Below are 25,771 nucleotides of genomic sequence, written 5' to 3'. Positions count from 1 at the left end.
GATTCATCAACTTCTATTCAAATTTCAACTATCATTAGTTGTATTATACTTTTGTTATTGGTGCAAATTCCGCTAACAAGCGTTTAATTCCAACTGGGCTTGGGAACGCAATGTCCAGTTCCACGCTTTTTCCTTCCCCTTTTACACTAACAACTGTACCAATTCCCCATTTTTTATGTTCCGCTTTATCGCCAACTGTCCAAGAAACTTCATTGCCGCCCGTACTAGCTGATACAGGTCTCATCACAGGACGATTCATAGCAGGCTTACGCGCGGAACCGAATGGCTTATTAATTTGTCTCGCTTCTTTTTGAACAGGTTCCAATATATCCTCAGGAATTTCACTAATAAATCGTGAAACGGGATTCATATTCGTCCGTCCAAATAATGTACGCATACCGGCATTTGTCAAGTATAGTTCTTCCTCTGCACGCGTAATCCCAACGTAAGCGAGCCGACGCTCTTCTTCCATCTCAGCTTCTTCCATAAGAGAACGGCTATGTGGAAAGACACCTTCTTCAAGTCCAATTAGGAATACGACAGGAAACTCTAATCCCTTGGCAGAGTGCAATGTCATTAATACACATGTTTCATTTTTCGTTTCTTCCTCGTCTAGTCGATCAATATCTGCAACAAGGGCGAGATCTGTTAAAAATGCCACTAGGCTTTTATCATCATTAGCTTCTTCAAAATTCTTTGTTACGGATAAAAATTCATCGATATTTTCAAGCCTGCTTTGTGATTCAATCGTTTTTTCCGCTTTTAGCATTTCGCGATAACCCGACTTCTCTAACACTTCTTCAACTAATTCTGTGACAGAGAGGTATTCCTGCATTGCAGTATACCCTTTAATCAACTCGTAAAATCCATTGGCAGCGTTGGCGATTTTCGGACTTACTCCGATAAAATCGATTTCCTTTAACGCATCCATAATGGAAATGTCATGATCGGCTGCATATCTGGCTATTTTATCAAATGAAGTTGCACCGATCCCTCGTTTAGGTACATTTATTACCCGTTGTAGACTGATGTCATCATTCGGATTTGCAATTAACCGTAAGTAAGCCAAAATATCCTTAATTTCTTTACGGTCATAGAATTTGATTCCACCGACGATGTTATATTCTATATTTGATTTTAAGAGGACTTCCTCTATTACACGTGATTGTGCATTTGTTCGATAAAGGATGGCGATGTCGGAAAGTTTCCGCTTGCCGGAATTAGTTAATTCTTTAATTTTTCCTGCAACAAACTGTGCTTCCGTTTGTTCACTATCTGCACGATAATAAACGATTTTTGGTCCATCTTCGTTTTCCGTCCATAAATTTTTCGGTTTGCGATTTGCATTATTTTTAATCACTTCATTAGCAGCCTGCAGAATCCGTTTCGTCGAACGGTAATTTTGTTCTAATAAGATGACCTTTGCACGGGGATAATCTTTTTCAAACGATAAGATGTTGGCAATATCTGCACCACGCCAACGGTATATCGATTGGTCCGAATCACCGACAACACAAAGATTTTGAAATCTTGACGCAAGCATTTTCACAAGCATGTATTGGGCGCGGTTCGTATCCTGATACTCATCCACATGAATGTATTGAAATTTCCGTTGATAGTATTCTAATACTTCTGGAACACGCTGAAATAATTGAATAGTTTTCATGATTAAATCATCAAAATCCAGTGCTTGATTTTTGCGAAGCCGCTTTTGGTATTCCTCATACACATCACTGACAACTTGTTCGTAATAACCCCCTACAAGTTTGGAATACTCTTCTGGGTCAACTAATTCATTTTTGGCGCTGCTGATTGTTCCGAGAATAGACCTGGCATCAAATTTCTTCGGATCAATATTTTTATCTTTCAAGATTCCTTTTACCACTGATTGTTGGTCTGTAGGGTCCAAAATCGTAAAATTACGATTAAACCCGATTCGATCAATATCACGTCTTAAAATACGAACACACATTGAGTGAAAAGTGGAAATCCATACATCTTCTGCAGCCCCACCCATAATACTTCCAATCCGTTCCTTCATTTCTTTCGCTGCCTTATTTGTGAAGGTAATCGCTAAAATATTATAAGGATTGACGCCTTTTTCCACCATTAAATAGGCAACACGATGGGTAAGAACCCGGGTTTTTCCACTTCCGGCACCGGCCATTAACAAAAGTGGACCGTCCGTTGTTTTTACAGCCTCTTGTTGCTCGGGATTTAGCCCATTTAAAAGTCGATCCGTTAAAAATTGCATTATTTTACACCACCATTCAGAACATTTGTTCCTATTATATATGTTTATTTTACACTATGTCTATTACCTTAATCCATTACAGCTTTGACTGTTTTCAGTGCTTCCTCGAAATTTTCATACAAGGCATTGCCAACAACAATTACATCGGCAAATTGACCCATCTCCTTCGCTTGAGCCGCAGAAGAAATTCCCCCGCCATAAAACAATTTCGTTTGATTTAACTGTGCTTTTGCAGCTTTTACTAGATCGATATCTCCATATTTTCCGCTGTATTCTAAATAGAAAATAGGCATTTTAAATAAATGTTCGGCCATCATTGCATAGGCGACAACATCCTCTTCATTCAAATCAGTATTAGCTCCTGTTAACTTCGCTGCCTTGCAATCATTATTTAAAATGCAGTAGCCTTCTACGAGAAGCTCCTCCCAATTCATTAAAACCCCATATTCTTTTACCGCTTCATGATGAATCCCCTTAATCCACTTAGCATCTGTCGTGTTAAGTACTGTTGGGATAAAATATAAATCAAAACCCGGTGTGATAGATTCAATAGTAGACACTTCCAGCACACATGGTACCGTATATCTTCTTACTCGAGACATTAAATTTAGAACATTTTCCAATGTGACTCCGTCTGAACCACCAATAATGATCGCACTTGTTCCTGATTCACATATTTTTTCTAAATCTGCATCTGATATATCCTTATTAGGATCTAATTTAAAGGCGTGGCGCCACTCGCGAACGTCATACATCCGTAAAAAATCCTCCATTCTATATTCCTTCATCATTATAGCATTTGATTGAACAAGCTAAAAAGAGTTTCCAATGATATTAGAAGGTAATTATTTGAAACGATATAATTAGAACTACCCAACAGAGACTGATTAAAGGCAAAAGTCCTATTATTTACATGTAAATGTATGAATTTGTATAATTATTAGTTCAAGCTAGGAAAATTTGAAAATTTAATGGTGATTTATCACAATAATTTCGTGTTATTTTCCCAAGTTAAATGTCCTAGAAAGTATGGTATTATAAGGATAAGAACTTTTCCACCAAGCAATAAAATTTGTTAGGAGGATGAAAAAATGATAAAAGAAAAGAAACCAGCGAAAATTACTAAAAGGGAAATCGACACATTGATATTCAAGATTGATCGATTATTGAGCGAAAAGAAAACTAACGAATTGCAAAAAGCATAATAAAACAAAGGCTTTTGGCATAGACCAAAAGCCCTTTCTTTTATTTTCTTATTGTTTTTGGGATATTTTCGAGATATTCTAAATATAATAAGTAATACATCTATTCTCATCTATCTTTTCTACTAGATTTATAGTAATCTCAAAAAAATTATCTTATTATTACCACTTCACATAATTTTTAATATATAATAAGGTAAATATGCAGGTTTAGGTGATTACTATGAATATCGGTGCCATTATCAAGTTAAATAGAATAAATCAAAATTTAACACAAGAGGAACTAGCCGATGGAATTATCTCAATTTCCTATCTTTCAAAAATTGAAAATGGGAAAATTGAACCTAATGAAGAAGTCATAAAGCTTCTCTGTCGCAAACTAGGCATTCAAATCAACAATCAGATTGATGACAGTACAAAAGTAATATGCAATGAATGGTTTCACCTCTTGCTAACTTCTTCAAACATCGAAGAAATTAAACAGAAATACAAAGAAATCAATGAAGTATCTAAAACGATACACGATTCCGAATTACAGTTATTAATCAAGATTCACATGATCAGATACTATTTAAAAATTGGCGAAACAACGAAAGCATTAGAACAAATTAATAATTTAAAAGATGTAAGCGGTACATTTAATAATTTGCAGAAGTATTATTGGTATAAGTTTAATGGGAATTACTATTCGATTGTTGAGGAAGAGAATGAGGCCCTTCAAAAGTACGTACTTTCAGAGGATTTTATCCCGCATCTCGACCTCCCAGAAGATGAAATAGCAGATATTCTCTATTCACTTGCTGTTACATACAGTAAACATCGGTTAACATCCGAAGCACAAAGTTACGCTAATAGGGCATTAGAATACTATCGTCAAGTTTATAATTTTTCGAGATGTGCTGAGTGCCACATAGTTTTAGGAATTTGTTATAGACGGATCAATAATCATCAGAAGGCCGAAAAAAATTATCAATTAGCTAAGCAGCTTGCGGAGAGTACAGATAACAAAAGGTTAGTACATCTTACTCATTTAAATATGGGTTATCTTTACTTTACAAAAGGAGATTATAATCAAGCAATTAAACATCTTGATATTATTGTAAATGAAAAAGATGCACCATTAATTGACCGCCTTGCAGCTTTAACATCTATTATAGGTGAATCATATATTAATAATGATATACAGGAAACAAAAAAAAGAATCAATCAAGGTTTAAATTTAATAAATGCTGAAAATAAAAATAGGTATCTTTCTTTTTATTACGAAATACTTAGCCATTTATATTTAATTGAGAAAGAACATGAAAAATTTGAAAATCTTATGATTAATGAATTTATTCCTTATTTAAAAGAGCAAAAAAATTATGCAAAATTAGCAGGTTTTGCAGAAATGCTTGGAAATCATTTTGAAAGTATCCATAAGTATAAAAGTGCATCAACCTATTATAAACTGGTTAACTTTTCCTATAAACAAATTGTTCAAATTTAGGAGGAATATAATGAAAAAATTAATTTTATCATTATCCGCAGGGTTTTTATTACTTGTCGGGGGAGTTATTGTAAATAATAATCAAAGTAATTCTCATGTAAAAAATATTGCTGCAGGTGGCGGAGAAAGAGAACCTAGCATACTCTCTATTAAAGTTCCAAAAGCCGCATAAGAGTTACTAAAAAAGAAGTAATCCCAATTACTTCTTTTTTTATTTCCCCTTTCCAAACAAAAAAGCATGCAATAGCATGCCCTTATTCCAATTTTATTCCTCTGCTTCTTCCCGATCTGACCCTTTAATCCGTTCCAATACCATCTCATAAGAGTCGTTTCCGTAGTTCAAGCATCGTTTCACACGTGATATTGTGGCTGTGCTGGCGCCTGTTTCGGATTCAATGATGTGATAGGTTTTCTTTTCACGTAGCATTCTGGCTACTTCTAAACGCTGTGCCAGTGATTGGATTTCGTTTATCGTGCATAGGTCATCAAAGAATCGATAACATTCTTCTTTATCTCTTAGCGAAAGTATGGATTCAAATAATTGATCCAATGCTTTCCCACGTAATTTATCTATTTGCATTTTATCCTCTCCTCTTTAACCCATTACTCTGAAAATGACACATCTTTTAAATTTGGTACGATGTTGATCCATGTTTTCCCCGGTACAAATTTAGCTGGAATCCCGTTTTCGTAAGGAATTATCTTCCCTTCTACATTGCGCCACTCTACTTCACGGTATGTCCCCTTTTGGATAAAATAAGCTTTTCCTCCAGAAGTTAAATCAATACTGCGACGTCCGTAATCATCGATAATTTTGTGTTGCATTTCAACAACCAATAAATTATCCAGCAAAACAGGTTTCTTCGTTTCCAAATCAATAGTTTGCTCATTACCTGAGAATCGTTTAAATTTCTGCAATTTTTCATCATATTTATATTCAGCATTAAATATAGAATTAGTTGAATAGCGAATGAGTATATGTTTTACTTTTTGTCCTGTAATTTGCTTTAATTCCGTTTCAGAAGCGAAACTTAAAGCTTTCGGTGGTGTATCCATATTGAAATTTTTCATTGTTGCACCTTTACGTATATTTTCATACGTAATATAGGAATTATGGGGTGCTTGCCTATCACTTGATCGCTTAAATAGAGTACCATCATACTGGATACCATTTATATTATCAATATATCCACTCTCGAGCATTTTTTTAGCCTCAGGGCTATAGCCATGGGCAATATAAAAGCTATTATATCCTTTTGCTAACTCGATAAAGTAATCCCTTGAACTACGAACTGGACCAATTCTATTTGGTTGTTCGCTTTGAAAGATCGCTAAAAATCTTGTAATATCACCTTCAGCTAATATTTCGTAAACAATATCAGCTTCAGTTAAACCCGATTGCGGACGTGCTTTTGGGTGATTGTTGATCATCACGGAAACGGCACGGGTTCTTGGTTTTTCATTAGCTTCTAAACCTGTTAATGGAAAAGTGAATTTCACGTTTGGCTTTTTATTTCCTGAAACTTCCCCTCTTTCAGGAGATTTAGCGGCTTCATTTTTTTCTGTTTCCCTTTTATGACTACAAGCCGATAATACACAAACAAGTACTATCGCAAGTAAAAAAGTTTTCTTGATCATATATAATTCATGCATCCCCTTTAGTTAAGCCGTTTTACCACATGTAATTTTACCTCATAATCGTTGGAAAAAGTACCGTTTTATTCATTACATCAAATATTCCTCTTTGCGTAATACGGATATATGGTAAATGCGTCGCTGAGAAGAATAGTAACGAATAGATCGGATCATTATGCGGATAGCCTCTTTCAATTAAAAGCTCTTTAAGCCTCTTCTCTTCTTTAATTAATATATCCATTGGCTTATTTGACATAAATCCGGAAAGATTTAATGGAATTTCGTGAATGACTTTTCCTTTTTCAGTCATCACAATCCCCCCGCCAAGTTCTTTCATCCGATTAAATGCACAAACCATATCATTTTTATTTTTACCAATTAAAATAATATCTCCGGTACTTGAAAACGAGGATGCAAAGCCCATTAAGCTATTTGAAAAACCTTTCACCATTGTATTAATTCTCCACGATCCATCCCGTCCAATCAAAATTAGAAAGCTTTCATCATGGTCAGTCGTTAATTCATCCGTTGCAATATCAAAAGTAACGGAATATGGCTTAGTAATTACATCATTAATCATTTCAATCCCAAATGGCATCGAAAATTGTAAATCATCGTGATCAAGTTCCCAATCGAATTGTAGTGGAGCAAATCCATACTCTTCCCACACAATATCCTTATCCTCTATTATTGCTGTTCCATCTTTTTTTAGCCATTTCCCTTTAGAAAGTACGGAAATTGGTGTCGGATTGTGTTCATCCTCAAGGAAATTAATGCTGGCAACACGGCCGGTTGCAATTAATCCGTGGAGGTGTTCAATATTATAATATTTCGCCACATTAAATGAAGCCATATGATATGCATCTATAACAGGTACCCCATGTTCAATGGCCATTCGAATCAAACGATCGATAATTCCATTTTCGTAAAAGGCTGGCGTCGAACCATCTGTATTGAAAAACATCGATTCATATTGATCGATCCCTAATCTCTTCATATCTTCCAAAAGCACAGGAAGATCTGGTCGGATCGAGGAGTGTCGAAGTGAAACCATATAGCCTTGCATTAGACGTTTGTATACTTCCTCACCAGTCATTGCTTCATGATCACAATCAGCTCCAAATAGCATCATTTTTGCGAGTGTTTTCTCTGATGCACCCGGAAAATGGCCTTCAATTTTCTTTCTCATTCGCTTCGCTTCCTGCATCCAGTGAAGTATTAAATCATCTCCGTCAAGCAGCTTAGGCCATCCTGTCAATTCTCCTCCTTGTAAAACCGCATCATGCTCAAGCCACGATTTCACCTCACCATGTGAGAAAATGGTCTCTTCTTCCCTTAGCTCTGTTTGTGAATCAAATCGGCTCCACCAATACATTGTTACTGGTGAATGTCTTAGTTCCCTAATTAGAGAAAACGCTTTCTTTTTTCCTAATTGTAAAGCAAGCACTAAATTATCATTAATAATTGTTGTTGTCCCCGATTGTGATGCATATCGCGCGAATGATTGGGGATTATATAACTGAAATGGGTGAACATGCGGTTCAATATATCCCGGAACAAGTGTGAGACCTGAACAATCAATTACTTCACAGTTAGTCGTATTTTCAGGAAGCTCGTCCCCGGTATACACAATCCGATCCTCATATATCCAAATATGACCATTCATCCATTTACGAAACATTGAGTGTAAATACCGTGCATTTTTCAAAAGTAATGTCGGGGATTTTTTACCGCTGACAACTGCTACATGATCACGGATTTGCTTATTTTTCCATCGGTATCGTTGATCTAACATGAACATCCCTCCCTAGGGAGTTTTCTCTTTTTATTTACAATCGTATCATATTTTACCTTTTAACGCATTAAAGTTTTGAAATAAATTGTAAAAATTTTGTGAATGGGTGGGAATGAGATGAAAGTGAACAAAAACATCGGAATCGTTAATGCAATGATTCGAATCACCTGCGGGTTGACCTTTCTTGCTTGGTCTACTGCGAAGTTATCCAAAAGACCTCGATGTAATTCATATGTATTAGTGATGCTGTTAAGTGCAATGAAAGTTGCTGAAGGCATTGTTAGATTTTGTCCCGTGACAGAGCTACTAAAAAACTGCCCATGGGCAAAACCTCAACAAACAACTTCTAGTAGTAATAGCAACGAAGGTCAACATCAACAGCAATCTACTCAAAGCGGTGGAAATGAGATTGATTTGATGGGTGAGATGAAAAAGTTCCAAGATCAATTAGAAGATTAATTAACAGGTGAAAATCGGACTCAACTTCGAGTCCGATTATTTACAACGCTTTTAATCCTATATCACTTCTATAAAAAAAGCGGTCTGATTTTATTTTATCCATTTCTACATATACCTTTTTAACGGCGTCCTTAAGATCATTTCCTTTTGCGGCAATGAGTAATACCCTTCCTCCGTTCGATACGATGGCATTCTCTTCATTTCGTTCAGTTCCCGCGTGAAAAACAAGTGTAGATGATTCGAATTTATTCAAATTCGGTATTTCTATTCCTTTTTCATACGTACTTGGATAGCCATTTGAAGCAAGGACTACACCAACAGAACAATCATTACTCCAAGAAAGCGTCGGTGTTGTTTCGTTTTGTAAATCAAGAATAACTTGGACAAGATCAGATTCCAATCTTGATAACACAACCTGTGTTTCAGGATCCCCAAATCTTGCATTAAATTCAATCACTTTCGGACCTTCATTCGTTAGGATTAATCCCGCATAAAGAATCCCGCAGAAGCTTCGGCCTTCCGCTTTTAAGGCATTGACCGTTGGAATAAGTATTTCTTGCACCGCTCGTTCTACTTCTTGCTGCGGAATTTGCGGAACCGGAGAGTACGCCCCCATTCCACCTGTATTCGGACCTTTATCTCCATCAAATGCCCGTTTATGATCTTGAGCAATCACCATTGGATAAACGGCTTCCCCATTCACAAAAGCCATTAAGGAAAATTCCTCGCCTAGAAGAAATTCCTCAACCACTACCTTTGTAGAAGCAACGCCAAAGGTTTGATTGACCATTAATTGCTCAAGTCCTTCTAAAGCTTCTTCTACTGTGAGAGCAACGATTACCCCTTTACCAGCTGCAAGACCATCCGCTTTTATCACTACAGGTGCGCCATGTTCTTGGATATATTTTTTAGCTTCATCATATTGTTCAAACGTCTCATAAGCGGAGGTTGGAATGAGGTACTTTTTCATTAAGTCCTTAGCAAAAGATTTACTTCCTTCTATTAATGCTGCTTCTTTAGTTGGACCGAATACGTTTAAACCTGCTTGCTTAAACTCATTCACAATTCCCGCTGATAAAGGATCTTCCGGACCAACGATGGTCAAATCAATTTCGTTATCTTTTGCGAAAGCAATTAAATCAGAGAAATTCATCTCTGAAATTGGAACGATTACCGCATCCTTACGAATCCCCGCATTTCCAGGAGCACAGTACACATTTTCAACAAGTGAACTTTCTTTAACCTTCTTACATATTGCATGTTCTCTTCCACCACGGCCAATTACTAAAACATTCATCGGAATTCACCTCATTAATTTAGGAAGTAAGGGACATGGTTTATTTATTCGAACCCATGTCCCTTTGAATTGTAAAATAACCTTAATGTTTGAAATGGCGGATGCCGGTAAATACCATCGCTATCCCAAATTCATCTGCTTTCTTGATGGAGTCCTCATCACGAATCGATCCGCCTGGCTGAATGATCGCTGTTATCCCGGCTTTTGCTGCAGCTTCAACGGTGTCATCCATTGGGAAGAACGCATCCGAGGCCATGATCGCCCCTTTCGCTTGCTCGCCGGCTTGATCCAACGCAATTTTCGCTGACCCTACTCGGTTCATTTGACCGGCACCTATTCCGAGTGTCATTTCCTTATTTGTCACAACAATGGCATTTGATTTCACATGTTTAACGACTTTCCATCCTAATTTAAGTGCCTTCCATTCTTCTTCAGTTGGTTCCCTTTTTGTTGGAACAGTAATATTAGCGTTTTCCAAAGTAAACGAATCTTGATCTTGTACGAGTAAGCCACCTTCAACTGATGTGATGACACGTTCACCTTTATTTTCATGATTAAACGGAACCGTTAATAACCTTAAATTCTTTTTGGCTGTTAAAATTGCTAAGGCATCATCTGAAAATGAAGGAGCAATGATAATTTCTAAGAAAATTTCATGTAATTGCTCGGCCGTTTCTTTATCAACCTCACGATTAAAAGCAATAATTCCGCCAAAAATTGAGGTTGAATCAGCAGCATAGGCTTTAGCAAATGCTTTCGATGGACTACTTCCAACCCCAACGCCACAAGGATTCATATGTTTAACAGCTACAGCAACCGGTTCAGAAAAATCTTTTACAATTTGAAGGGCTGCATCTGCATCATGAATATTATTGTAAGATAGTTCCTTCCCATGTAATTGTTTTGCATGAGCAATAGAAAACGGAGAACCAATCGGATTGACATAAAAACTAGCCTTTTGATGCGGATTCTCCCCATAACGTAACGTTTGCTTTAATTCATATGAAAACGTGACACGTTCAGGATTTTCCTCATCTACAAGTTTTGTCATATAATCTGCGATATAGGAATCATAAGCAGCAGTATGACGGAAAACTTTTGCGGCTAATCGTTTGTTCGTTTCTTTAGAAACATTCCCATTCCTCTTCAATTCTGCTAATACACCTTCATAATCGTGGGAATCAACAACAACTGTGACATACTCATGGTTTTTCGCAGCAGATCTAAGCATGGTTGGTCCGCCAATATCAATATTTTCAATGGCGTCTGCTTCAGTTACATCTGGTTTTGCAATAGTTTGCTGGAAAGGATAAAGATTGACACAAACAAGATCGATTGGTGAAATTCCTTGTTGATCTAATTGCTCCAAGTGTTTGGGGTTACGTTTAGCTAATAGTCCCCCATGAATAAAAGGATGAAGCGTTTTTACCCTACCTTCCAAAATTTCCGGAAAGCCCGTTACATCTTCTACTCCTATTACCGTTAACCCCGCTTCAACTAATGCTTTTTTCGTTCCGCCTGTTGAAATAATTTCAAACCCTAATTCAAGTAATCCTTGAGCAAATTCAACGATTCCTGTTTTATCTGAAACACTAATGAGTGCACGTTTCATCGTGAAGCTTCCTCCTTTTCCCACAAAAAACTTTTTTGAAATAGTAATTGTATCGTTTCTGGGTATAATCGGTGTTCAATTGTATGTACCTTTTCAGCTAACGATTGCTCTGTATCTGATTCTTCAACCTTTAAAGACTCTTGGGCAATAATTGGACCCGTGTCCATTCCTTCGTCAACAAAATGAACAGTTACTCCTGTCACTTTAACGCCGGCTTGAAGGGCTTGCCCAATCGCATTCTTTCCGGGAAAAGATGGTAGAAGTGATGGGTGAATATTAATGATTCGCTTTGAAAATGCATGTAATAATGTTGGCCCAATCAGTCTCATATAGCCCGCCAACACAATTAATTCAATCTCACGTTTTTGTAATTCCAACACAATTTCCTTTTCAAATGCAGCTTTCGTTTCATATGTTTTTGGCTCAAATGCAAAGATAGGTGTACTTTCCTTTTTGGCCCTCTCTATAACAAACGCATTTGGCTTGTCACACACAAGCAGCTCTATTGATGCATCTAATGCCCCATTTTTTACGGCATCAACAATTGCTTGATAATTACTTCCATTTCCGGAGGCGAATATCGCTATTTTGTTCATCTTGTTAACTCCCTGAAACAAAACGAACACCTGGTTGTTTTGTAATTACACCAATTTTATAAGCATCATTACCGAAGAATTCAAGTGCTTGATTCGCTATTTCCTGATCAACCGCAACGACAAAGCCAATCCCCATATTAAATGTATTAAACATTTCTAGTTGATCGATTTCACCATATTTTTCGATTGCTTTAAAAATAGGTAAGATAGGCCAGGAGTTTTGCTTAATTTCTACCCCTAATCCTTCCGGAAGCATTCTCGGAATATTTTCAATGAAGCCTCCGCCAGTTATATGCGCCATTCCTTTAATTTCAAATTGAGTAATCGCATCTAAAACTGGCTTAACATATATTTTGGTAGGCTTTAGTAATTCAATGCCAAGGGGATCATCTAATTCAGGAAGCTTTTCTTCAAGAGAAAACTGATGGTCTTCAAAAAAGATTTTTCTTACTAATGAATAACCGTTACTATGAATGCCGTTCGAAGCCAATCCGATTAAAATATCGCCTTCGTGTAGATATTCACCCGTAATAAGTTCCGTTTTTTCACATGCCCCCACGGAAAAACCAGCTAAATCATATTCATTTACTTCATAAAGTCCCGGCATTTCTGCAGTTTCCCCGCCAATTAGTGCACAGCCAGCCTGTTCGCAGGCATCTGCAATTCCTTTAACAATGGCTTCAATCTTTTCCGGAATGGATTTCCCACAAGCAATATAATCAAGAAAATATAAAGGTTCCGCACCTTGGACAACAATATCATTCACACACATCGCTACACAGTCAATGCCAATCGTGTCATGCCGATCCATTTGAAAAGCTAATTTCAGCTTTGTTCCAACACCGTCTGTACCCGAAACGAGCACAGGCTCTTTAAGATTGAGCGATGATAAATCAAACACACCGCCAAAGCTCCCTAATTGGCCAAGAACACCTAATCGATTAGTACGTGCAGCATGTTTTTTAATCCTTTCCACCGCTTCATAACCAGCTTCAATATCGACTCCTGCATCACGATACGTATTTGCCATTTCCTTCACAGCCTCCTAGCGCACAAGTTCTTTTTCATGAGGTAGTACAGTGTCTGGATAAATTTCTGTCGGATAGTTACCCGTAAAGCATGCTAAGCATTGACCGCATTGATTTCCATCTTGAGGTCTACCAATCGCCTTTAACATTCCATCCACGCTTAAAAATGTTAAGGAATCGGCTCCAATCATTTCTCGAATTTCTTCGACACTATGTTTCGATGCAATTAATTCTTCATGAGTTGACGTATCAATTCCATAAAAGCATGGATTTTTCATAGGGGGTGAGCTAATACATACATGCACCTCTTTCGCACCTGCTTCTCTTAGCATGGTCACAATTCGCCGACTTGTCGTTCCTCTTACGATTGAATCATCAACCATGATCACACGCTTGCCTTCAACTACACCTCGAACCGGAGCTAATTTCATCTTAACGCCTTGCTCTCTTAACGATTGAGAAGGCTGGATAAACGTCCGCCCGACATAACGATTTTTAATTAACCCGAGCTCATAAGGGATTCCTGCTAATTCAGCATAGCCAATGGCAGCCGATATACTTGAATCTGGTACACCTGTTACAACATCCGCATCTATTTGTGCTTCCATCGCTAATTGTTTCCCCATACTTTTTCTTGCCGTATGAACATTAATTCCGTGAATATTACTATCTGGTCGTGAAAAATAGACATATTCCATCGTACAAATTGCACTTGAAGTAGAAAGGGTAAATGGTTCTGAATGGAGACCACGATCATCAATGACAATTAGTTCTCCGGGCATAACATCTCGCACAAATTCAGCTCCAATAATGTCAAAAGCACATGTCTCAGATGCAACACAATAAGCATCACCTATTTGACCGATTGACAATGGACGTAAACCATTAGGATCTAAGGCGACCATCATTTCCGTTTCTGTCATTAGTAAAAACGCATAAGCCCCTTTAAGCATAGTCAGCGCATTTTTTAATTGATCATTTAACGATAGGTAACCGCTTCTTTTGATTAAATGTGCCAATACTTCAGTATCCGAGCTTGTTTGAAAAATACTTCCTTGAGCTTCAAGCTGATGCTTCAGTGCATTCGCATTGACAATATTTCCATTGTGAGCAAGTGCTAAGCTGCCGTTTTGTGAATTAAAGAGGAGGGGTTGAACATTTTCAATTCCTCCCCCACCCGCAGTTGCATAACGAACGTGACCAATCGCAGACTTTCCATGTAATTTTTCAATTTTTCCTTCATTAAAAACTTCAGTAACGAGTCCTTCTCCCTTTAAAACTTGCAGTCTGCCGCCATTAGATACAACGATGCCAGCACCTTCTTGGCCCCGATGTTGCAAACTATGCAGGCCATAGTAAGTAATTTTCGCTGCATCTGGATGTCCCCAAATTCCAAAAACACCACATTCCTCATTTAACCCTTTTAGTTCAGCAAGCATGGAATAGCTCCTTTCCAAGCCTTCTCACATTCATTTACATCAGCTTCAATTAAGACTGAATTATTTTCATCTTTAATCTGAAGCCTTTCATTGCTCGTTACTTCACCAATCAATACTGCATCTTTGACAATTGCTTCAAATTTAGCTTTATTTTCTTTTTTCACCGATATAATAAAACGAGATTGTGTTTCGCTAAATAATGAAACAACCGGATCACCCTGCAACACGATTTCTGCTCCTAAGCCTGTTGTGCCAAATAGAGATTCAGCTATTGCAATCGCCGCTCCACCTTCAGCAATATCGTGGGCTGAGGAAACAAGCCCCTCTTTTATCGCTGTCAACAATTGTCGTTGTCTTCTAGCTTCAACTTCTAAATCGATGGCTGGCGATTTCCCAAAAATTTTATTATTCTGCATTTTTTGAAGCTCACTGCCACCAAATTCAGGCATTGTTTCACCAATCATATAAATCAAGTCCCCAGCCTGTTTGAAATGTTGGGTCGTAATATGGTCTAAATCCTCAATCAAACCGACCATCCCAACGACAGGGGTAGGATAGACAGCTACTCCATTTGTTTCGTTATAAAGGGAAACATTCCCTCCGATGACTGGACTATTCAGCGCAAGACAGGCTTCACTCATCCCATCTGCTGCTTTTTCAATTTGCCAAAAAATTTCAGGTTTTTCCGGATTACCAAAGTTCAAACAATCAGTGATTGCAAGCGGTTCTCCTCCAGAGCAAACGATATTTCTTGCAGCTTCTGCGACAGCAATTTTCCCTCCCATTTCTGGATCTAGATAAAGATAGCGGGAGTTACAGTCAGTTGTCATTGCCAGCGCCTTTCGTGTTCCACGTATTCGTACTACTGCAGCATCTGAACCTGGTGTAACCACAGTGTTTGTTCGCACTTGATAATCGTATTGTTTATACACCCATTCCTTACTAGCAATCGTCGGCTGTTGTAAAAGATTTAACAAAGTTTCCTTGTAATCTACTACTTTCGGAATCTCCACTTCCATCGCTTGAAAATCTCGGAAATACGTTGGTTCAGCTGAAGGCTTATGATATACAGGTGCTTCTTCAGCAAGTGCATCAGCTGGAACATCTGCTACAATTTCACCATGATGAATGAGTCTAAGCATTTTATCCTCGGTTACCCGTCCAACCGAAACTGCTTCCAAGCCGTATTTTGAAAATAAATCGATAATTTCCTGTTCTCTCCCTTGTTTTACAACGATCAGCATTCTTTCCTGTGATTCAGAAAGCATCATTTCATATGCAGTCATCCCTGTTTCACGTTGTGGAATAAAGTCTAAATTCATTTCGATACCTGAACCCGCTTTACTTGCCATTTCAGCAGATGAACTTGTAAGACCTGCTGCTCCCATATCTTGTATACCGACTAATGCATCCGATTTAACAAGTTCAAGACATGCTTCTAAAAGCAGCTTTTCCATAAATGGATCTCCCACTTGGACTGCAGGTCGTTTCTCTTCTGATTTTTCACTTAATTCTTCCGAGGCGAACGTTGCTCCATGGATGCCGTCTCTGCCTGTTTTGGCACCGACGTACATGACTGTATTACCAACACCTGTTGCTTGCCCCTTTTGAATATCTTTATGATCAATAAGGCCAACACACATCGCATTAACAAGTGGATTTCCATCATAGGATGGATCAAATTGAATCTCTCCGCCTACTGTTGGAATTCCAATACAATTTCCATAGCCTGCAATACCTGCGACTACCTCTTTAAATAAATATTTCACTCTTGAAGACTCTAACTCTCCAAAACGAAGGGAGTTTAGTATAGCAATAGGTCTTGCTCCCATCGAAAATACATCACGGATTATTCCGCCAACACCTGTTGCTGCACCTTGATAGGGTTCAATCGCGGAAGGATGATTATGGCTTTCGATTTTAAATACGACCGCTTGATTATCACCGATATCGACAATTCCAGCACCTTCACCAGGTCCTTGAAGGACTCTTTCACCGGAAGTAGGGAATTTTTTTAGTATAGGCTTCGAATTTTTATAGCTGCAGTGTTCCGACCACATAACTGAGAACAGGCCGGTTTCTGTATAGTTTGGTAATCTACCTAAAATGTTTTCGATCATCGCAAACTCTTCATCGGTTAAACCCATTTCGCGATAAATCTTTTCTTCTTTAATTTGGGATGGATGTGGTTCAAGCATTAACGACATGTGCTTCCCTCCAATTTTTCACTATCGATTGAAATAATTTAAGTCCATCTGCACTTCCTAGTAAATCATCAACCGCTCGTTCTGGATGAGGCATCATGCCAAGGACATTACCTCTTGCATTCGTTATGCCTGCAATATTGGCAACACTGCCATTGGGGTTGTTGTCATACGTAAATACGATTTGATTATTATCTGTTAAGCGCTTAAGTGTGTCGGCATCACAGTAATAATTTCCTTCGCCATGGGCGATTGGAATTCGTATGACTTCGTCTTGATTATATTGAGAGGTAAACATTGTATTGTTGTTTTCAACTTTTAATTGAACAGTTTGGCAAATAAATTGCAAGCTTTCATTTTGTCTCATCGCACCAGGAAGTAACCCGGATTCAAGTAAGATTTGAAATCCATTACAAACACCTAGAACAGGCTTTCCAGCTTCCGCCGCTTTCACCACTTGTTTCATCACATTGGAGAAACGAGCAATCGCGCCTGATCGTAAGTAATCACCGTAGGAGAAACCGCCGGGCAGTAATATGCCATCGAAAGAATCCAGATTTTCTGAATCATGCCACACATATTCGACCTCTTCTCCAAGTTCGTCTTTAATGGCGTGAAACATATCTACATCACAGTTAGAACCAGGAAAAACGATTACCGCAAACCTCACTGTACAACACCCTCCTCAATCTCATATCGATAATCTTCAATAACAGGATTTGCAAGAAGACGTGTACATAGTTCATTAACTACTTCTTCAATATCACGTTCTGTTTTTTCAATCGTTAGCTCCATATATTTTCCGATTCTGACATCAGCAACCTCATTGTAATTCATGCTGTGAAGTGAGCTTTTTACAGCTGTACCTTGTGGATCTAAAACACTTTCTCTTAAAGTTACATACACTTTTACTTTAAACATGTGTCGTTTCTCCTCTCAAGCGGTTTAATATTTCCTGGTATACCGTTGTCAAATCCCCTAAATTTCTACGAAAAACATCTTTATCGAGCTTTTGATTTGTTTTTTTATCCCAAAGTCGACATGTATCTGGTGAAATTTCATCAGCTAGTAAAATTTCTCCATTCGAATCCTTGCCGAACTCAAGTTTAAAATCTACTAGATGGATGCCAAGTTTTGAAAACAGGTTTGATAGCACTTCATTAATTTTGATTGCTTTCTGCTTTAGAAGGGTTAACTCTTGCGGACTAGCAATCTCCAGTACTTCAACATGATCCTCTGTTATTAATGGATCGCCTAAATCATCATTTTTATAATAAAATTCAACAATTGGGTGCTTTAATGGAGTTCCTTCTTCGATACCAAGTCGTTTTGATAAGCTGCCGGCCACAATATTCCGTGTGACGACCTCCAAAGGAATGATTGAGACTTGCTGTACAAGTTGTTCATATGCTGAAATCTTTTCAATAAAGTGACTATCAATCCCACTTTCTTTTAAACTAGCAAATAGTAAACTGCTAATTTCGTTATTCAGCTGCCCTTTTCCAGTAATTTCAGACTTTTTTTCTCCGTTAAAAGCTGTAGCCGAGTCCTTATACTCCACCAACAGCACACCATCACGTTCAGTACCAAAAATCCGCTTTGCTTTTCCTTCATACAATAAACCTAGCTTTTCCATCACACATGCCCCCTATGGTGTCAGGCACCCACGGTGTCAGGCACCGTGAGTGTGATCCTGCTATAGTCCAAGTCGTTCAAAGATGAAATCTACATTTTTTAAGTGGTAGTTATAATCAAAGCAATCGGCAATTTCTTCCTTCGTTAGTTTGCTTTGGATTGTTGGATCCGCTTCAATTAGCTCTCTGAAAGGCACTTGCTTTTCCCATGCTTCCATTGCTTTTGGCTGTACTGTATCATAAGCTGCTTCACGTACCATTCCTTTATCAATTAACGCAAGCAATACACGTTGCGAATAAATTAAACCAAGTGTTTTATCCATATTCCGTTTCATATTTTCAGGGAATACAGTTAGGTTTTTCACGATATTCGCAAAGCGATTTAACATATAATTTAGTGCAATTGTCGCATCAGGTAAGATAATACGTTCCGCAGATGAATGAGAAATATCTCTTTCATGCCATAATGCTACATTTTCATATGCAGTCATCATGTATCCACGAATGACCCTTGCCATTCCTGTCATATTTTCCGAGCCAATTGGATTTCGTTTATGCGGCATAGCAGATGAACCTTTTTGTCCTTTTGCAAAAAACTCTTCTACTTCGCGAGTCTCACTTTTTTGTAATCCACGGATCTCTACCGCAAATTTTTCAATAGAAGTAGCTATTAAAGCAATCGTTGCTAAATAATGTGCATGACGGTCCCTTTGCAATGTTTGTGTAGAAATCGGCGCCGCTTGTAAGCCAAGCTTGTCACAAACATATTTCTCAACGAATGGATCAATATTTGCATATGTACCGACAGCACCCGAGATTTTCCCAAATTCAACACCTGCAGCAGCTTGCTTGAATCTTTCCAGATTGCGTTTCATTTCCTCATACCATAGGCCAAGCTTTAATCCGAAAGTTGTTGGTTCTGCATGGACACCATGGGTTCTCCCCATCATCACGGTGTACTTATACTCTTTTGCTTTTTCACCAATAATCCCGATAAAATTCTCAATGTCTTTTAAAAGAATTTCATTTGCCTGCTTCAAAATATACGATAAAGCTGTATCAACAACATCCGTAGAAGTTAAGCCATAATGAACCCATTTCCGCTCTTCGCCGAGTGATTCAGAAACCGCTCTTGTAAAAGCAACAACATCATGGCGTGTTTCTTCCTCAATTTCCTTAATCCTTGCCACATCGAATGTTGCATGTTGGCGTATTTTCTCTACATCTTCTCTTGGAATATCTCCAAGTTCCGCCCATGCTTCACAAGCTAAAATTTCAACCTCAAGCCATGCCTTAAAGCGATTTTCCTCTGTCCAAATTGCGCCCATTTCCGGACGTGTATAACGCTCGATCATAAATTATTTCCTCCGATTCTACTTCCAAATTCCACTATCATTTAGTTGTGAGAGTGTCCTCTCAATATTATCTGTTAAAACTGTAATATGTCCCATTTTTCTTTGATATTTCGCCTGACTTTTCCCATATAAATGAATAGACCATTCAGATTGTAAAGGAATTTGTTCCATTAATTTTTCCACATGTTGCCCTAAAATATTGACCATTACTACCGGCTTTAAAAGTGATGGCGATTTTAAAGGCCAATTGCAGATCGCACGGATATGCTGGTCAAATTGAGAAAAATCACATGCTTCAATTGAATAGTGACCTGAATTATGTGGTCTAGGTGCTAACTCATTCACAAAAATTTGACCATCTGCTGTAAGAAACATTTCTACAGCTAATGTACCGATGAGTTCGATATGTTCTGCTATTTTTTCCGCTAGTTGAAAGGCAGCAACCTCGATGTGCTTATTGATATGAGCAGGGACAATTGTTTGGTGTAAAATATTATCAACATGAATATTTTCCCCTACTGGAAAGCATTCCATGTCCCCATTTACATTTCTAGTAACAATCACAGAAATTTCCTTTTCGAATTCAACCCAAGATTCGAGAACACATGCCCCATATTCTAACAGTTTTTTAGCCTCAATACTATCGTCCGCACATTGGATGACATGCTGCCCTTTACCATCATAGCCCCCACGGCTTGTTTTTAACACACAAGGGAATCCGAGCTCTTGAATAGCTTTATTCATTTCAGCTTCTGAGTGTATGACTTTAAATGGTGCCACCTTTACACCTGAAGCTACTAATGTATTTTTTTCAATTATGCGATCTTGAGTGATACGAATAATTTCTGCACCTTGAGGAACATTTGCTATTCTCGAAAGTGAAAGTAATGATTCATAATCAATATTTTCAAATTCAAAAGTAATAACATCACATTTTTTCGCTAAATGTTCGAGTGCCTGTAAATCATCATAGCCCGCCGTGATTTGTTCATCAGCAACCTGACCACATGGACAGTCATTCGTAGGATCTAAAACAATGATTCGAAAGCCTGCTTCCTTTGCAGCAAGAGCCATCATTCTGCCAAGCTGGCCACCGCCGATAATCCCAATTGTTTTCCCTGGCTGAATGATTTCCCTATTCAAGTTGATCACTACTTTCGATTACAGTTTCTTTTATTTTTTCTCGTCTTTTTTCTAGTTTATTTGCTATCTCAGAATCATCTATTGATAAAATTTGCGCAGCTAGCAATCCGGCATTTTGTGCACCAGCTTTTCCAATTGCTACTGTAGCTACTGGAACACCACCAGGCATTTGCACAATGGATAATAAAGAATCAAGTCCGTTTAATGCCTTCGATTGTATAGGTACCCCGATAACCGGAAGAGTCGTTTTCGCAGCGACCATTCCCGGTAAATGAGCAGCACCACCTGCACCGGCAATAATTACTTTAATTCCTCTGCCTCTCGCATTTTCTGCATACTCAAACATTAATTCTGGTGTTCGATGTGCAGATACGACCTGTTTTTCGTACGGAATCTCTAATTCTTCTAATATAGAACTTGTATGCTTCATTGTTTCCCAATCAGAAATACTTCCCATTATTACTCCAACTTTGGTTATCATAATAGGCCTCCGTCAAATTTTTACTAAAGGTTCAAATAAAATCAAAAAACCAGACAAACTGCATTCATAAAGAGAAAGCAGCTCATCTGGGGAAAAACAACACAAATAAACGGAAAATAATTCCCAAAATCCACTTTCTCTCATAGTCCAATCATTTACGGTAATTGGGTAGAAACGTATGGGCCATATTCCCATTATATATGAGAGTTGTATTTATCTTCGACAATTACATCTTAACAATAGGCTATTTACATGTCAACTAAAAATCGAACATTTAGGATTTTGGTATAATTAATGTTCGTGTTTTACTCAATCCTTAGTGCGTCAAACACTATTTTTCTGCTGACGGGTTGATATTCTGTTTGATTATTTTTTAGCACTTCTTTAAAAATTGGTTTCTCAATTCTGCGGACTGGACGGTATCCCTCATTTTCCATTCGTGTTAGACAATCAGCTATTGTTTCATTTGCTAACACTTCAAATTGCTTTTTTTTACTCATGTTTCAATTTACCTCTTTTCACACTTTTCACCCAAAATCCACCATATATTGTTTTCGGTTCATATGCAATAATAAATGCTTTAGGATCTAATTCTTTTATCTTTTGATACAATTTCAGTTCGTATTTTCTTGGTGTTAATATTTGCAAAGCCATTCGATCTCCTTCAAGACCATTTGCGGCCCAGCTTGTTACCCCATACCCACTGTCTCGTAGCTGTCTCGGCAAATCCTTATCATATTCCTTAGTTATCACATTTACCGTTATATACCCTAATGCCAACTTTTCCTCGATTTTCATTCCAACAATGACACCAATCCCATATCCTACTGCATAAGCAATGACATTTTGGATATGATTTAAATTATCAAGCACTAATCCTAGCCCCATCACATAGATTACAATTTCAATCATACTTACAAAAGCCGCAACATAGCGGTATCCTTTTAAAGTTAAAATCATGCGTATAGTAAAAAATGATACATAGACGATATTTATAATTAATATAATAATTACCATGACAATGCTGTTTTGAAGCAAATTAAGCACTCCTTTAAAATTACATTCTTTCTTTATATTTTTCCTAAAATGCTTATAACAAACAAGTTTTTTAGAAATATTTTTATTTGAAAATTATCCGGTTATACATTTGATCTATGTGATGAATAATAATTATTTAAGATTTTCCGTACTGGATGGATTTGTTTTTCATGATTTAATGGATTTTCGTTTATTTTGAGAGATTCGTAACTATTTTCGATTGGTTTGCACCCTTCTTTGATCGGTCTTTTTATTTTTTAAACGGTTTCATAATAGAATGTCTTTTCATTGCATTTTTTTATGTAAACTATATACAAAAACTAACAGATACAGTGGTCCAATTTTTTCTCCACCAAATAGATAAATAAAATGGAATAAATTGATATGCTTCCGCTAAAATCAAAATGAAAAACACTTATGTTTTTGCATAATAAATTCTCTTTAAAATTCGTTTTCTTAATAACTGTTAGGGCAGTAATCATCGGACTTACTACACCCAGAATATATAATAGCTTGCATTAACATCGAAGAACCAAAAGAAATATTATTTATTTGAGTAAAATTAATAATTGTTACTAACAAAATGTATGTAATTAAAAAAATTGGGTATTACACATTTTTTTAATTTTGTCATACCGCATCCTTAATACCCACTAGTATCAATCTCTTTATTTTATTTTACGATTATTGTATAAATCTTTCTTATAGGAATTCTATTACGTTAAGTTTTGTGTCTCTATAAAAAAACTTAAAGAGTTTTTAAAGGAAGAGTATATTGAATTTTTTAATCTTTCACCCGCCATTTTTGTACCTATGACGTTTAAATAGCAAATATCGGATGGTTATCATTTAATTATTTAAAAGAGGAATTAGAAGAACAATATTTGCTAGAGGAGAACGGAATTCGATTAGGGCTTTATTTATCTAGAAGTGGCAGAGATGCAATATAAATTCCTAATCCTTACCTAACAGAAAGAGAAAACATAATCCTAGATTTACTTGCTGAAGGACATAACAATAAAAAGGTGAGAAAAACTTTGTATTTAAGTGAACACACTTTCATAGATAATGTGAGTAGTTAAGACAAAGCTTAAATCCAAAAATCGTATACAGAATGTTGCCCACTCCTTTCGCTATGATTTTTTGTTCCTTTAAGAAAATTGTATGATCATTTAACTGCCAATGATTCTTTGTTGAAATCTTTAAAAAAATTGATACTAAAATTTTGTCACTTTTTGTCGTTTTTACTGTTTATTCATAAATATATCTATTTTTAGTATCCTTCAGTAGTAATATAATGTATTATTTAATAGACACAATTTTATATTCAACAAGGAGAAGATTAGTTTGAAAAGTATTAAAGTATTTTTAGCTTCTTTATTATCAATATTATTTATGGTAATAGTTCCATTGTCACAAGTTCATGCAGAAGAGAATAAGTCTGTTGGAAAGGAAATTACTTTTAAAGATGGAATTACAGCTAAGACATTAGAAGATAATGAAGATGTAAAAAAGGTTGAAACTAAAGACGACAATAACATTTTTGTTGCAACATATTATAAAAAAACCGGTGAAATGAAGTACGAAACATATAATTTAGATAGAACATTGATAAATGAGGAATTAATAACAGATAAACCATCCTCTCAAAACGAATTAAAAGTACAAACTATGGCTGGATCTTTAATTAGAAAAAATACATTAAAAGATGTATATGGTTATTGGATTTATAAGAAATCAGGAAAATACATTTGGGTAACAAAACTTCGTAATGGTGTATCAAAAAATCCTACAGAAAAAACCAAAAATAAAGACGAATTAAATAATTTTTTAAATCATCAGTAGATAGTTTTATGAGTAACAAAGATCAAATGGTAGCTAAAGTTGGTAGTGGAATTATTGCGACAATTGTTACATTATATCTAGTGCCAGAACCTACATGGACAAAAATATTAGCTGGATTATTAACAGTTATTTCAGGTGCAATTGCATATGCAGAAGGCAAAGCAATGTACAATGCATACAAGGATTCTAAATACTATTTTGCACGAATTACTATATGATTAAAAAGGTTGTATATATATGTTAATAGAATTATTAGTAATATCTGTTTTGTTTTTAATTTTACTTATGGTTTCTATCAGTAAGATACCACAAAAAAAGTCATCAGTATTTTTAACAATATTGATTGGTGTTTTATTTGGTGGAAGTATTATCTACTTATGGGTCTGGTATTTGTTTTTTTAAACCCTGTAAACTTTGTATATTTTATAAATGATTATTTTAATCCTTGGATTTTCTAATATCCAAGGATTTTATTTTTTTGATACAAACCCCTTTCGGATACCCAGTGCAAGACATAGACATCGTTTCTCAAATTAAATAAAGTTTTCTGTTGATTAATTTCCTTTTTAATGAGACACTTTCTTACTATTTTACTAGGGTCTATCTTCGTTTGATTATGCATCTTTAATAATAATTGTTCTAAATAAAAGTTTTCTCATATTAATTGAGCATATTCTTTTATACCCATCCATCGACATTATGTTATGTATAATAGATTATAAATAATAAGTTTAAGAGAATATCAAAAGAAGGTACAAAATCATTTTTAAAATGACTAATTTAAAAAGAACAATACCCTCAAGAAAAAAAGTTTGAAACCATTTTTAGGATTACTACAATCCTTTAATTTCTCCAATTCCTTGATTACTATTGATTGAATCTTCCTTTTTATTTTCGTTTTAAATTTTTCCCTATGTTGATGATGAGCGAAAAAAATACGTTTTAATATAATTTTCTTCATATATATATGAAACACCATAGTATCAAGGACTATGACATGACAAAATTTTATCTTTTAAAAATACCATAGCCCTAATGACCGTGGTAGACCGCAAATTTTATATCTCATTATCTTTTAACAAAAAAACACAGAGCATACACTCTGTGTTTTTCATTTGCCTGGCAACGTCCTACTCTTGCAGGGGGAGAGCCCCCAACTACCATCGGCGCTGAGAAGCTTAACTTCCGTGTTCGGGATGGGAACGGGTGTGACCTTCTCGCCATAATTACCAGACTGTATAAAATTAAGGGTTTGTTCCCTCAAA

The 25,771-nt window shown here is 36.6% G+C and carries 25 protein-coding genes, 1 rRNA gene and 1 riboswitch; of the genes, 6 read left to right on the top strand and 20 right to left on the bottom strand.

What is annotated here, in order from left to right:
• Positions 1–43: 43 nt before the first annotated feature.
• Both pcrA and pcrB read right to left on the bottom strand, forming a co-directional pair.
• Positions 44–2,254 (bottom strand): DNA helicase PcrA, encoded by a 2,211-nt coding sequence (pcrA, locus tag B5V89_RS15105; RefSeq protein WP_108072759.1) that lies wholly within the window; start codon positions 2,252–2,254, stop codon positions 44–46.
• Between the two features lie 68 nt (positions 2,255–2,322).
• Positions 2,323–3,009, bottom strand: coding sequence for a heptaprenylglyceryl phosphate synthase (gene pcrB, locus B5V89_RS15100; RefSeq protein ID WP_108072758.1), 687 nt, complete (start codon positions 3,007–3,009; stop codon positions 2,323–2,325).
• Positions 3,010–3,679: 670 nt separating this feature from the next.
• On the opposite strand from pcrB, the gene B5V89_RS15095 reads away from it, so the two are divergent.
• On the top strand, positions 3,680–4,945 hold the full coding sequence (locus B5V89_RS15095) for a helix-turn-helix domain-containing protein (RefSeq protein WP_108072757.1): 1,266 nt from the start codon (positions 3,680–3,682) through the stop codon (positions 4,943–4,945).
• Positions 4,946–4,955: 10 nt separating this feature from the next.
• Positions 4,956–5,117, top strand: coding sequence for a hypothetical protein (locus B5V89_RS20155; protein ID WP_181294688.1), 162 nt, complete (start codon positions 4,956–4,958; stop codon positions 5,115–5,117).
• Between the two features lie 93 nt (positions 5,118–5,210).
• Here the strand turns inward: B5V89_RS20155 and B5V89_RS15090 are convergent, their stop codons facing one another.
• From B5V89_RS15090 to B5V89_RS15080, 3 genes are read right to left on the bottom strand one after another with little or no spacing between them, the layout of a single operon-like run.
• Entirely contained in the window at positions 5,211–5,525 is a 315-nt protein-coding gene (locus B5V89_RS15090; protein WP_066227696.1) for a YerC/YecD family TrpR-related protein, read from the bottom strand.
• A gap of 23 nt (positions 5,526–5,548) precedes the next feature.
• Positions 5,549–6,583 carry a DUF3048 domain-containing protein gene (locus B5V89_RS15085; protein ID WP_108072755.1) on the bottom strand — a complete coding sequence of 345 codons (1,035 nt, stop codon included), beginning with the start codon at positions 6,581–6,583 and terminating at the stop codon, positions 5,549–5,551.
• Positions 6,584–6,632: 49 nt separating this feature from the next.
• Complete coding sequence (locus B5V89_RS15080; protein WP_108072754.1) at positions 6,633–8,375, bottom strand: adenine deaminase C-terminal domain-containing protein; 1,743 nt, start codon at positions 8,373–8,375, stop codon at positions 6,633–6,635.
• A gap of 117 nt (positions 8,376–8,492) precedes the next feature.
• Here B5V89_RS15080 and B5V89_RS15075 point away from each other — a divergent pair, with 117 nt between their 5' ends.
• On the top strand, positions 8,493–8,834 hold the full coding sequence (locus tag B5V89_RS15075) for a YgaP family membrane protein (protein WP_066227687.1): 342 nt from the start codon (positions 8,493–8,495) through the stop codon (positions 8,832–8,834).
• Positions 8,835–8,874: 40 nt separating this feature from the next.
• Here the strand turns inward: B5V89_RS15075 and purD are convergent, their stop codons facing one another.
• From purD to B5V89_RS15005, 14 genes are all read right to left on the bottom strand, one after another.
• Complete coding sequence (gene purD, locus B5V89_RS15070; protein ID WP_108072753.1) at positions 8,875–10,131, bottom strand: phosphoribosylamine--glycine ligase; 1,257 nt, start codon at positions 10,129–10,131, stop codon at positions 8,875–8,877.
• Positions 10,132–10,213: 82 nt separating this feature from the next.
• On the bottom strand, positions 10,214–11,743 hold the full coding sequence (purH, locus tag B5V89_RS15065) for a bifunctional phosphoribosylaminoimidazolecarboxamide formyltransferase/IMP cyclohydrolase (RefSeq protein ID WP_108072751.1): 1,530 nt from the start codon (positions 11,741–11,743) through the stop codon (positions 10,214–10,216).
• Positions 11,740–12,339, bottom strand: coding sequence for a phosphoribosylglycinamide formyltransferase (purN, locus tag B5V89_RS15060; protein ID WP_066227678.1), 600 nt, complete (start codon positions 12,337–12,339; stop codon positions 11,740–11,742). Before purN ends, purH begins: the two co-directional genes overlap by 4 nt.
• 4 nt (positions 12,340–12,343) lie before the next feature.
• Positions 12,344–13,369, bottom strand: a complete 1,026-nt coding sequence (gene purM, locus B5V89_RS15055) for a phosphoribosylformylglycinamidine cyclo-ligase (protein ID WP_108072750.1) — start codon at positions 13,367–13,369, stop codon at positions 12,344–12,346.
• A gap of 15 nt (positions 13,370–13,384) precedes the next feature.
• On the bottom strand, positions 13,385–14,806 hold the full coding sequence (purF, locus tag B5V89_RS15050; RefSeq protein WP_108072749.1) for an amidophosphoribosyltransferase: 1,422 nt from the start codon (positions 14,804–14,806) through the stop codon (positions 13,385–13,387).
• A complete protein-coding gene (gene purL / locus B5V89_RS15045) occupies positions 14,791–17,013 on the bottom strand; it encodes a phosphoribosylformylglycinamidine synthase subunit PurL (RefSeq protein WP_066227671.1) in 2,223 nt (740 codons plus the stop codon). The genes purF and purL overlap by 16 nt, the downstream gene beginning before the upstream one ends.
• Positions 16,997–17,680, bottom strand: coding sequence for a phosphoribosylformylglycinamidine synthase subunit PurQ (gene purQ, locus B5V89_RS15040; RefSeq protein ID WP_066227668.1), 684 nt, complete (start codon positions 17,678–17,680; stop codon positions 16,997–16,999). Before purQ ends, purL begins: the two co-directional genes overlap by 17 nt.
• A complete protein-coding gene (gene purS, locus B5V89_RS15035) occupies positions 17,677–17,931 on the bottom strand; it encodes a phosphoribosylformylglycinamidine synthase subunit PurS (RefSeq protein ID WP_066227665.1) in 255 nt (84 codons plus the stop codon). The genes purQ and purS overlap by 4 nt, the downstream gene beginning before the upstream one ends.
• A complete protein-coding gene (purC, locus tag B5V89_RS15030; protein WP_108072747.1) occupies positions 17,924–18,646 on the bottom strand; it encodes a phosphoribosylaminoimidazolesuccinocarboxamide synthase in 723 nt (240 codons plus the stop codon). Before purC ends, purS begins: the two co-directional genes overlap by 8 nt.
• Before the next feature lie 60 nt (positions 18,647–18,706).
• The gene (purB, locus tag B5V89_RS15025; protein WP_108072745.1) at positions 18,707–19,999 is read right to left on the bottom strand and encodes an adenylosuccinate lyase; all 1,293 of its coding nucleotides are present in this window, start codon (positions 19,997–19,999) and stop codon (positions 18,707–18,709) included.
• An 18-nt stretch (positions 20,000–20,017) separates the two neighbouring features.
• Entirely contained in the window at positions 20,018–21,142 is a 1,125-nt protein-coding gene (gene purK, locus B5V89_RS15020; protein WP_066227656.1) for a 5-(carboxyamino)imidazole ribonucleotide synthase, read from the bottom strand.
• Positions 21,135–21,623, bottom strand: coding sequence for a 5-(carboxyamino)imidazole ribonucleotide mutase (gene purE / locus B5V89_RS15015; RefSeq protein ID WP_108072743.1), 489 nt, complete (start codon positions 21,621–21,623; stop codon positions 21,135–21,137). The genes purK and purE overlap by 8 nt, the downstream gene beginning before the upstream one ends.
• Before the next feature lie 123 nt (positions 21,624–21,746).
• Positions 21,747–21,847, bottom strand: a riboswitch (purine riboswitch).
• Positions 21,848–21,928: 81 nt separating this feature from the next.
• Complete coding sequence (locus B5V89_RS15010) at positions 21,929–22,123, bottom strand: NETI motif-containing protein (protein ID WP_066227649.1); 195 nt, start codon at positions 22,121–22,123, stop codon at positions 21,929–21,931.
• Positions 22,116–22,661, bottom strand: a complete 546-nt coding sequence (locus B5V89_RS15005) for a DUF2179 domain-containing protein (RefSeq protein WP_066227646.1) — start codon at positions 22,659–22,661, stop codon at positions 22,116–22,118. Before B5V89_RS15005 ends, B5V89_RS15010 begins: the two co-directional genes overlap by 8 nt.
• 950 nt (positions 22,662–23,611) lie before the next feature.
• On the opposite strand from B5V89_RS15005, the gene B5V89_RS20755 reads away from it, so the two are divergent.
• The 3 genes from B5V89_RS20755 (at position 23,612) to B5V89_RS14995 (ending at position 24,724) form a co-directional block, all read left to right on the top strand.
• Complete coding sequence (locus B5V89_RS20755) at positions 23,612–23,743, top strand: LuxR C-terminal-related transcriptional regulator (protein ID WP_425319839.1); 132 nt, start codon at positions 23,612–23,614, stop codon at positions 23,741–23,743.
• Between the two features lie 265 nt (positions 23,744–24,008).
• On the top strand, positions 24,009–24,506 hold the full coding sequence (locus B5V89_RS15000) for a geobacillin-26 family protein (protein ID WP_108072741.1): 498 nt from the start codon (positions 24,009–24,011) through the stop codon (positions 24,504–24,506).
• An 8-nt stretch (positions 24,507–24,514) separates the two neighbouring features.
• Positions 24,515–24,724 carry a geobacillin-26 family protein gene (locus B5V89_RS14995; RefSeq protein ID WP_108072739.1) on the top strand — a complete coding sequence of 70 codons (210 nt, stop codon included), beginning with the start codon at positions 24,515–24,517 and terminating at the stop codon, positions 24,722–24,724.
• A gap of 899 nt (positions 24,725–25,623) precedes the next feature.
• Here the strand turns inward: B5V89_RS14995 and rrf are convergent.
• Positions 25,624–25,740, bottom strand: a 5S ribosomal RNA gene (gene rrf / locus B5V89_RS14985).
• Between the last annotated feature and the right edge of the window lie 31 nt (positions 25,741–25,771).

It is taken from the genome of Heyndrickxia sporothermodurans (assembly GCF_003055045.1).
GTDB lineage: Bacteria > Bacillota > Bacilli > Bacillales > Bacillaceae_C > Heyndrickxia > Heyndrickxia sporothermodurans.
Note: the sequence above shows the minus strand (reverse complement) of the source record. Positions and strands in the feature narration are given on the sequence as shown.

What these genes read in the sequence shown, in the direction of transcription:
- B5V89_RS15085 (WP_108072755.1), bottom strand. Translation starts at nt 6,583, where the DNA reads ATGATCAAGAAAACTTTTTTACTTGCGATAGTACTTGTTTGTGTATTA.
- B5V89_RS15075 (WP_066227687.1), top strand. Translation starts at nt 8,493, where the DNA reads ATGAAAGTGAACAAAAACATCGGAATCGTTAATGCAATGATTCGAATC.
- purH (WP_108072751.1), bottom strand. Translation starts at nt 11,743, where the DNA reads ATGAAACGTGCACTCATTAGTGTTTCAGATAAAACAGGAATCGTTGAA.
- B5V89_RS15090 (WP_066227696.1), bottom strand. Translation starts at nt 5,525, where the DNA reads ATGCAAATAGATAAATTACGTGGGAAAGCATTGGATCAATTATTTGAA.
- B5V89_RS20155 (WP_181294688.1), top strand. Translation starts at nt 4,956, where the DNA reads ATGAAAAAATTAATTTTATCATTATCCGCAGGGTTTTTATTACTTGTC.
- purM (WP_108072750.1), bottom strand. Translation starts at nt 13,369, where the DNA reads ATGGCAAATACGTATCGTGATGCAGGAGTCGATATTGAAGCTGGTTAT.
- purE (WP_108072743.1), bottom strand. Translation starts at nt 21,623, where the DNA reads ATGATAACCAAAGTTGGAGTAATAATGGGAAGTATTTCTGATTGGGAA.
- purB (WP_108072745.1), bottom strand. Translation starts at nt 19,999, where the DNA reads ATGATCGAGCGTTATACACGTCCGGAAATGGGCGCAATTTGGACAGAG.
- pcrA (WP_108072759.1), bottom strand. Translation starts at nt 2,254, where the DNA reads ATGCAATTTTTAACGGATCGACTTTTAAATGGGCTAAATCCCGAGCAA.
- purF (WP_108072749.1), bottom strand. Translation starts at nt 14,806, where the DNA reads ATGCTTGCTGAACTAAAAGGGTTAAATGAGGAATGTGGTGTTTTTGGA.
- B5V89_RS15010 (WP_066227649.1), bottom strand. Translation starts at nt 22,123, where the DNA reads ATGAGTAAAAAAAAGCAATTTGAAGTGTTAGCAAATGAAACAATAGCT.
- B5V89_RS14995 (WP_108072739.1), top strand. Translation starts at nt 24,515, where the DNA reads ATGAGTAACAAAGATCAAATGGTAGCTAAAGTTGGTAGTGGAATTATT.
- B5V89_RS15080 (WP_108072754.1), bottom strand. Translation starts at nt 8,375, where the DNA reads ATGTTAGATCAACGATACCGATGGAAAAATAAGCAAATCCGTGATCAT.
- pcrB (WP_108072758.1), bottom strand. Translation starts at nt 3,009, where the DNA reads ATGTATGACGTTCGCGAGTGGCGCCACGCCTTTAAATTAGATCCTAAT.
- purC (WP_108072747.1), bottom strand. Translation starts at nt 18,646, where the DNA reads ATGGAAAAGCTAGGTTTATTGTATGAAGGAAAAGCAAAGCGGATTTTT.
- purL (WP_066227671.1), bottom strand. Translation starts at nt 17,013, where the DNA reads ATGTCGTTAATGCTTGAACCACATCCATCCCAAATTAAAGAAGAAAAG.
- purS (WP_066227665.1), bottom strand. Translation starts at nt 17,931, where the DNA reads ATGTTTAAAGTAAAAGTGTATGTAACTTTAAGAGAAAGTGTTTTAGAT.
- purN (WP_066227678.1), bottom strand. Translation starts at nt 12,339, where the DNA reads ATGAACAAAATAGCGATATTCGCCTCCGGAAATGGAAGTAATTATCAA.
- B5V89_RS15095 (WP_108072757.1), top strand. Translation starts at nt 3,680, where the DNA reads ATGAATATCGGTGCCATTATCAAGTTAAATAGAATAAATCAAAATTTA.
- purD (WP_108072753.1), bottom strand. Translation starts at nt 10,131, where the DNA reads ATGAATGTTTTAGTAATTGGCCGTGGTGGAAGAGAACATGCAATATGT.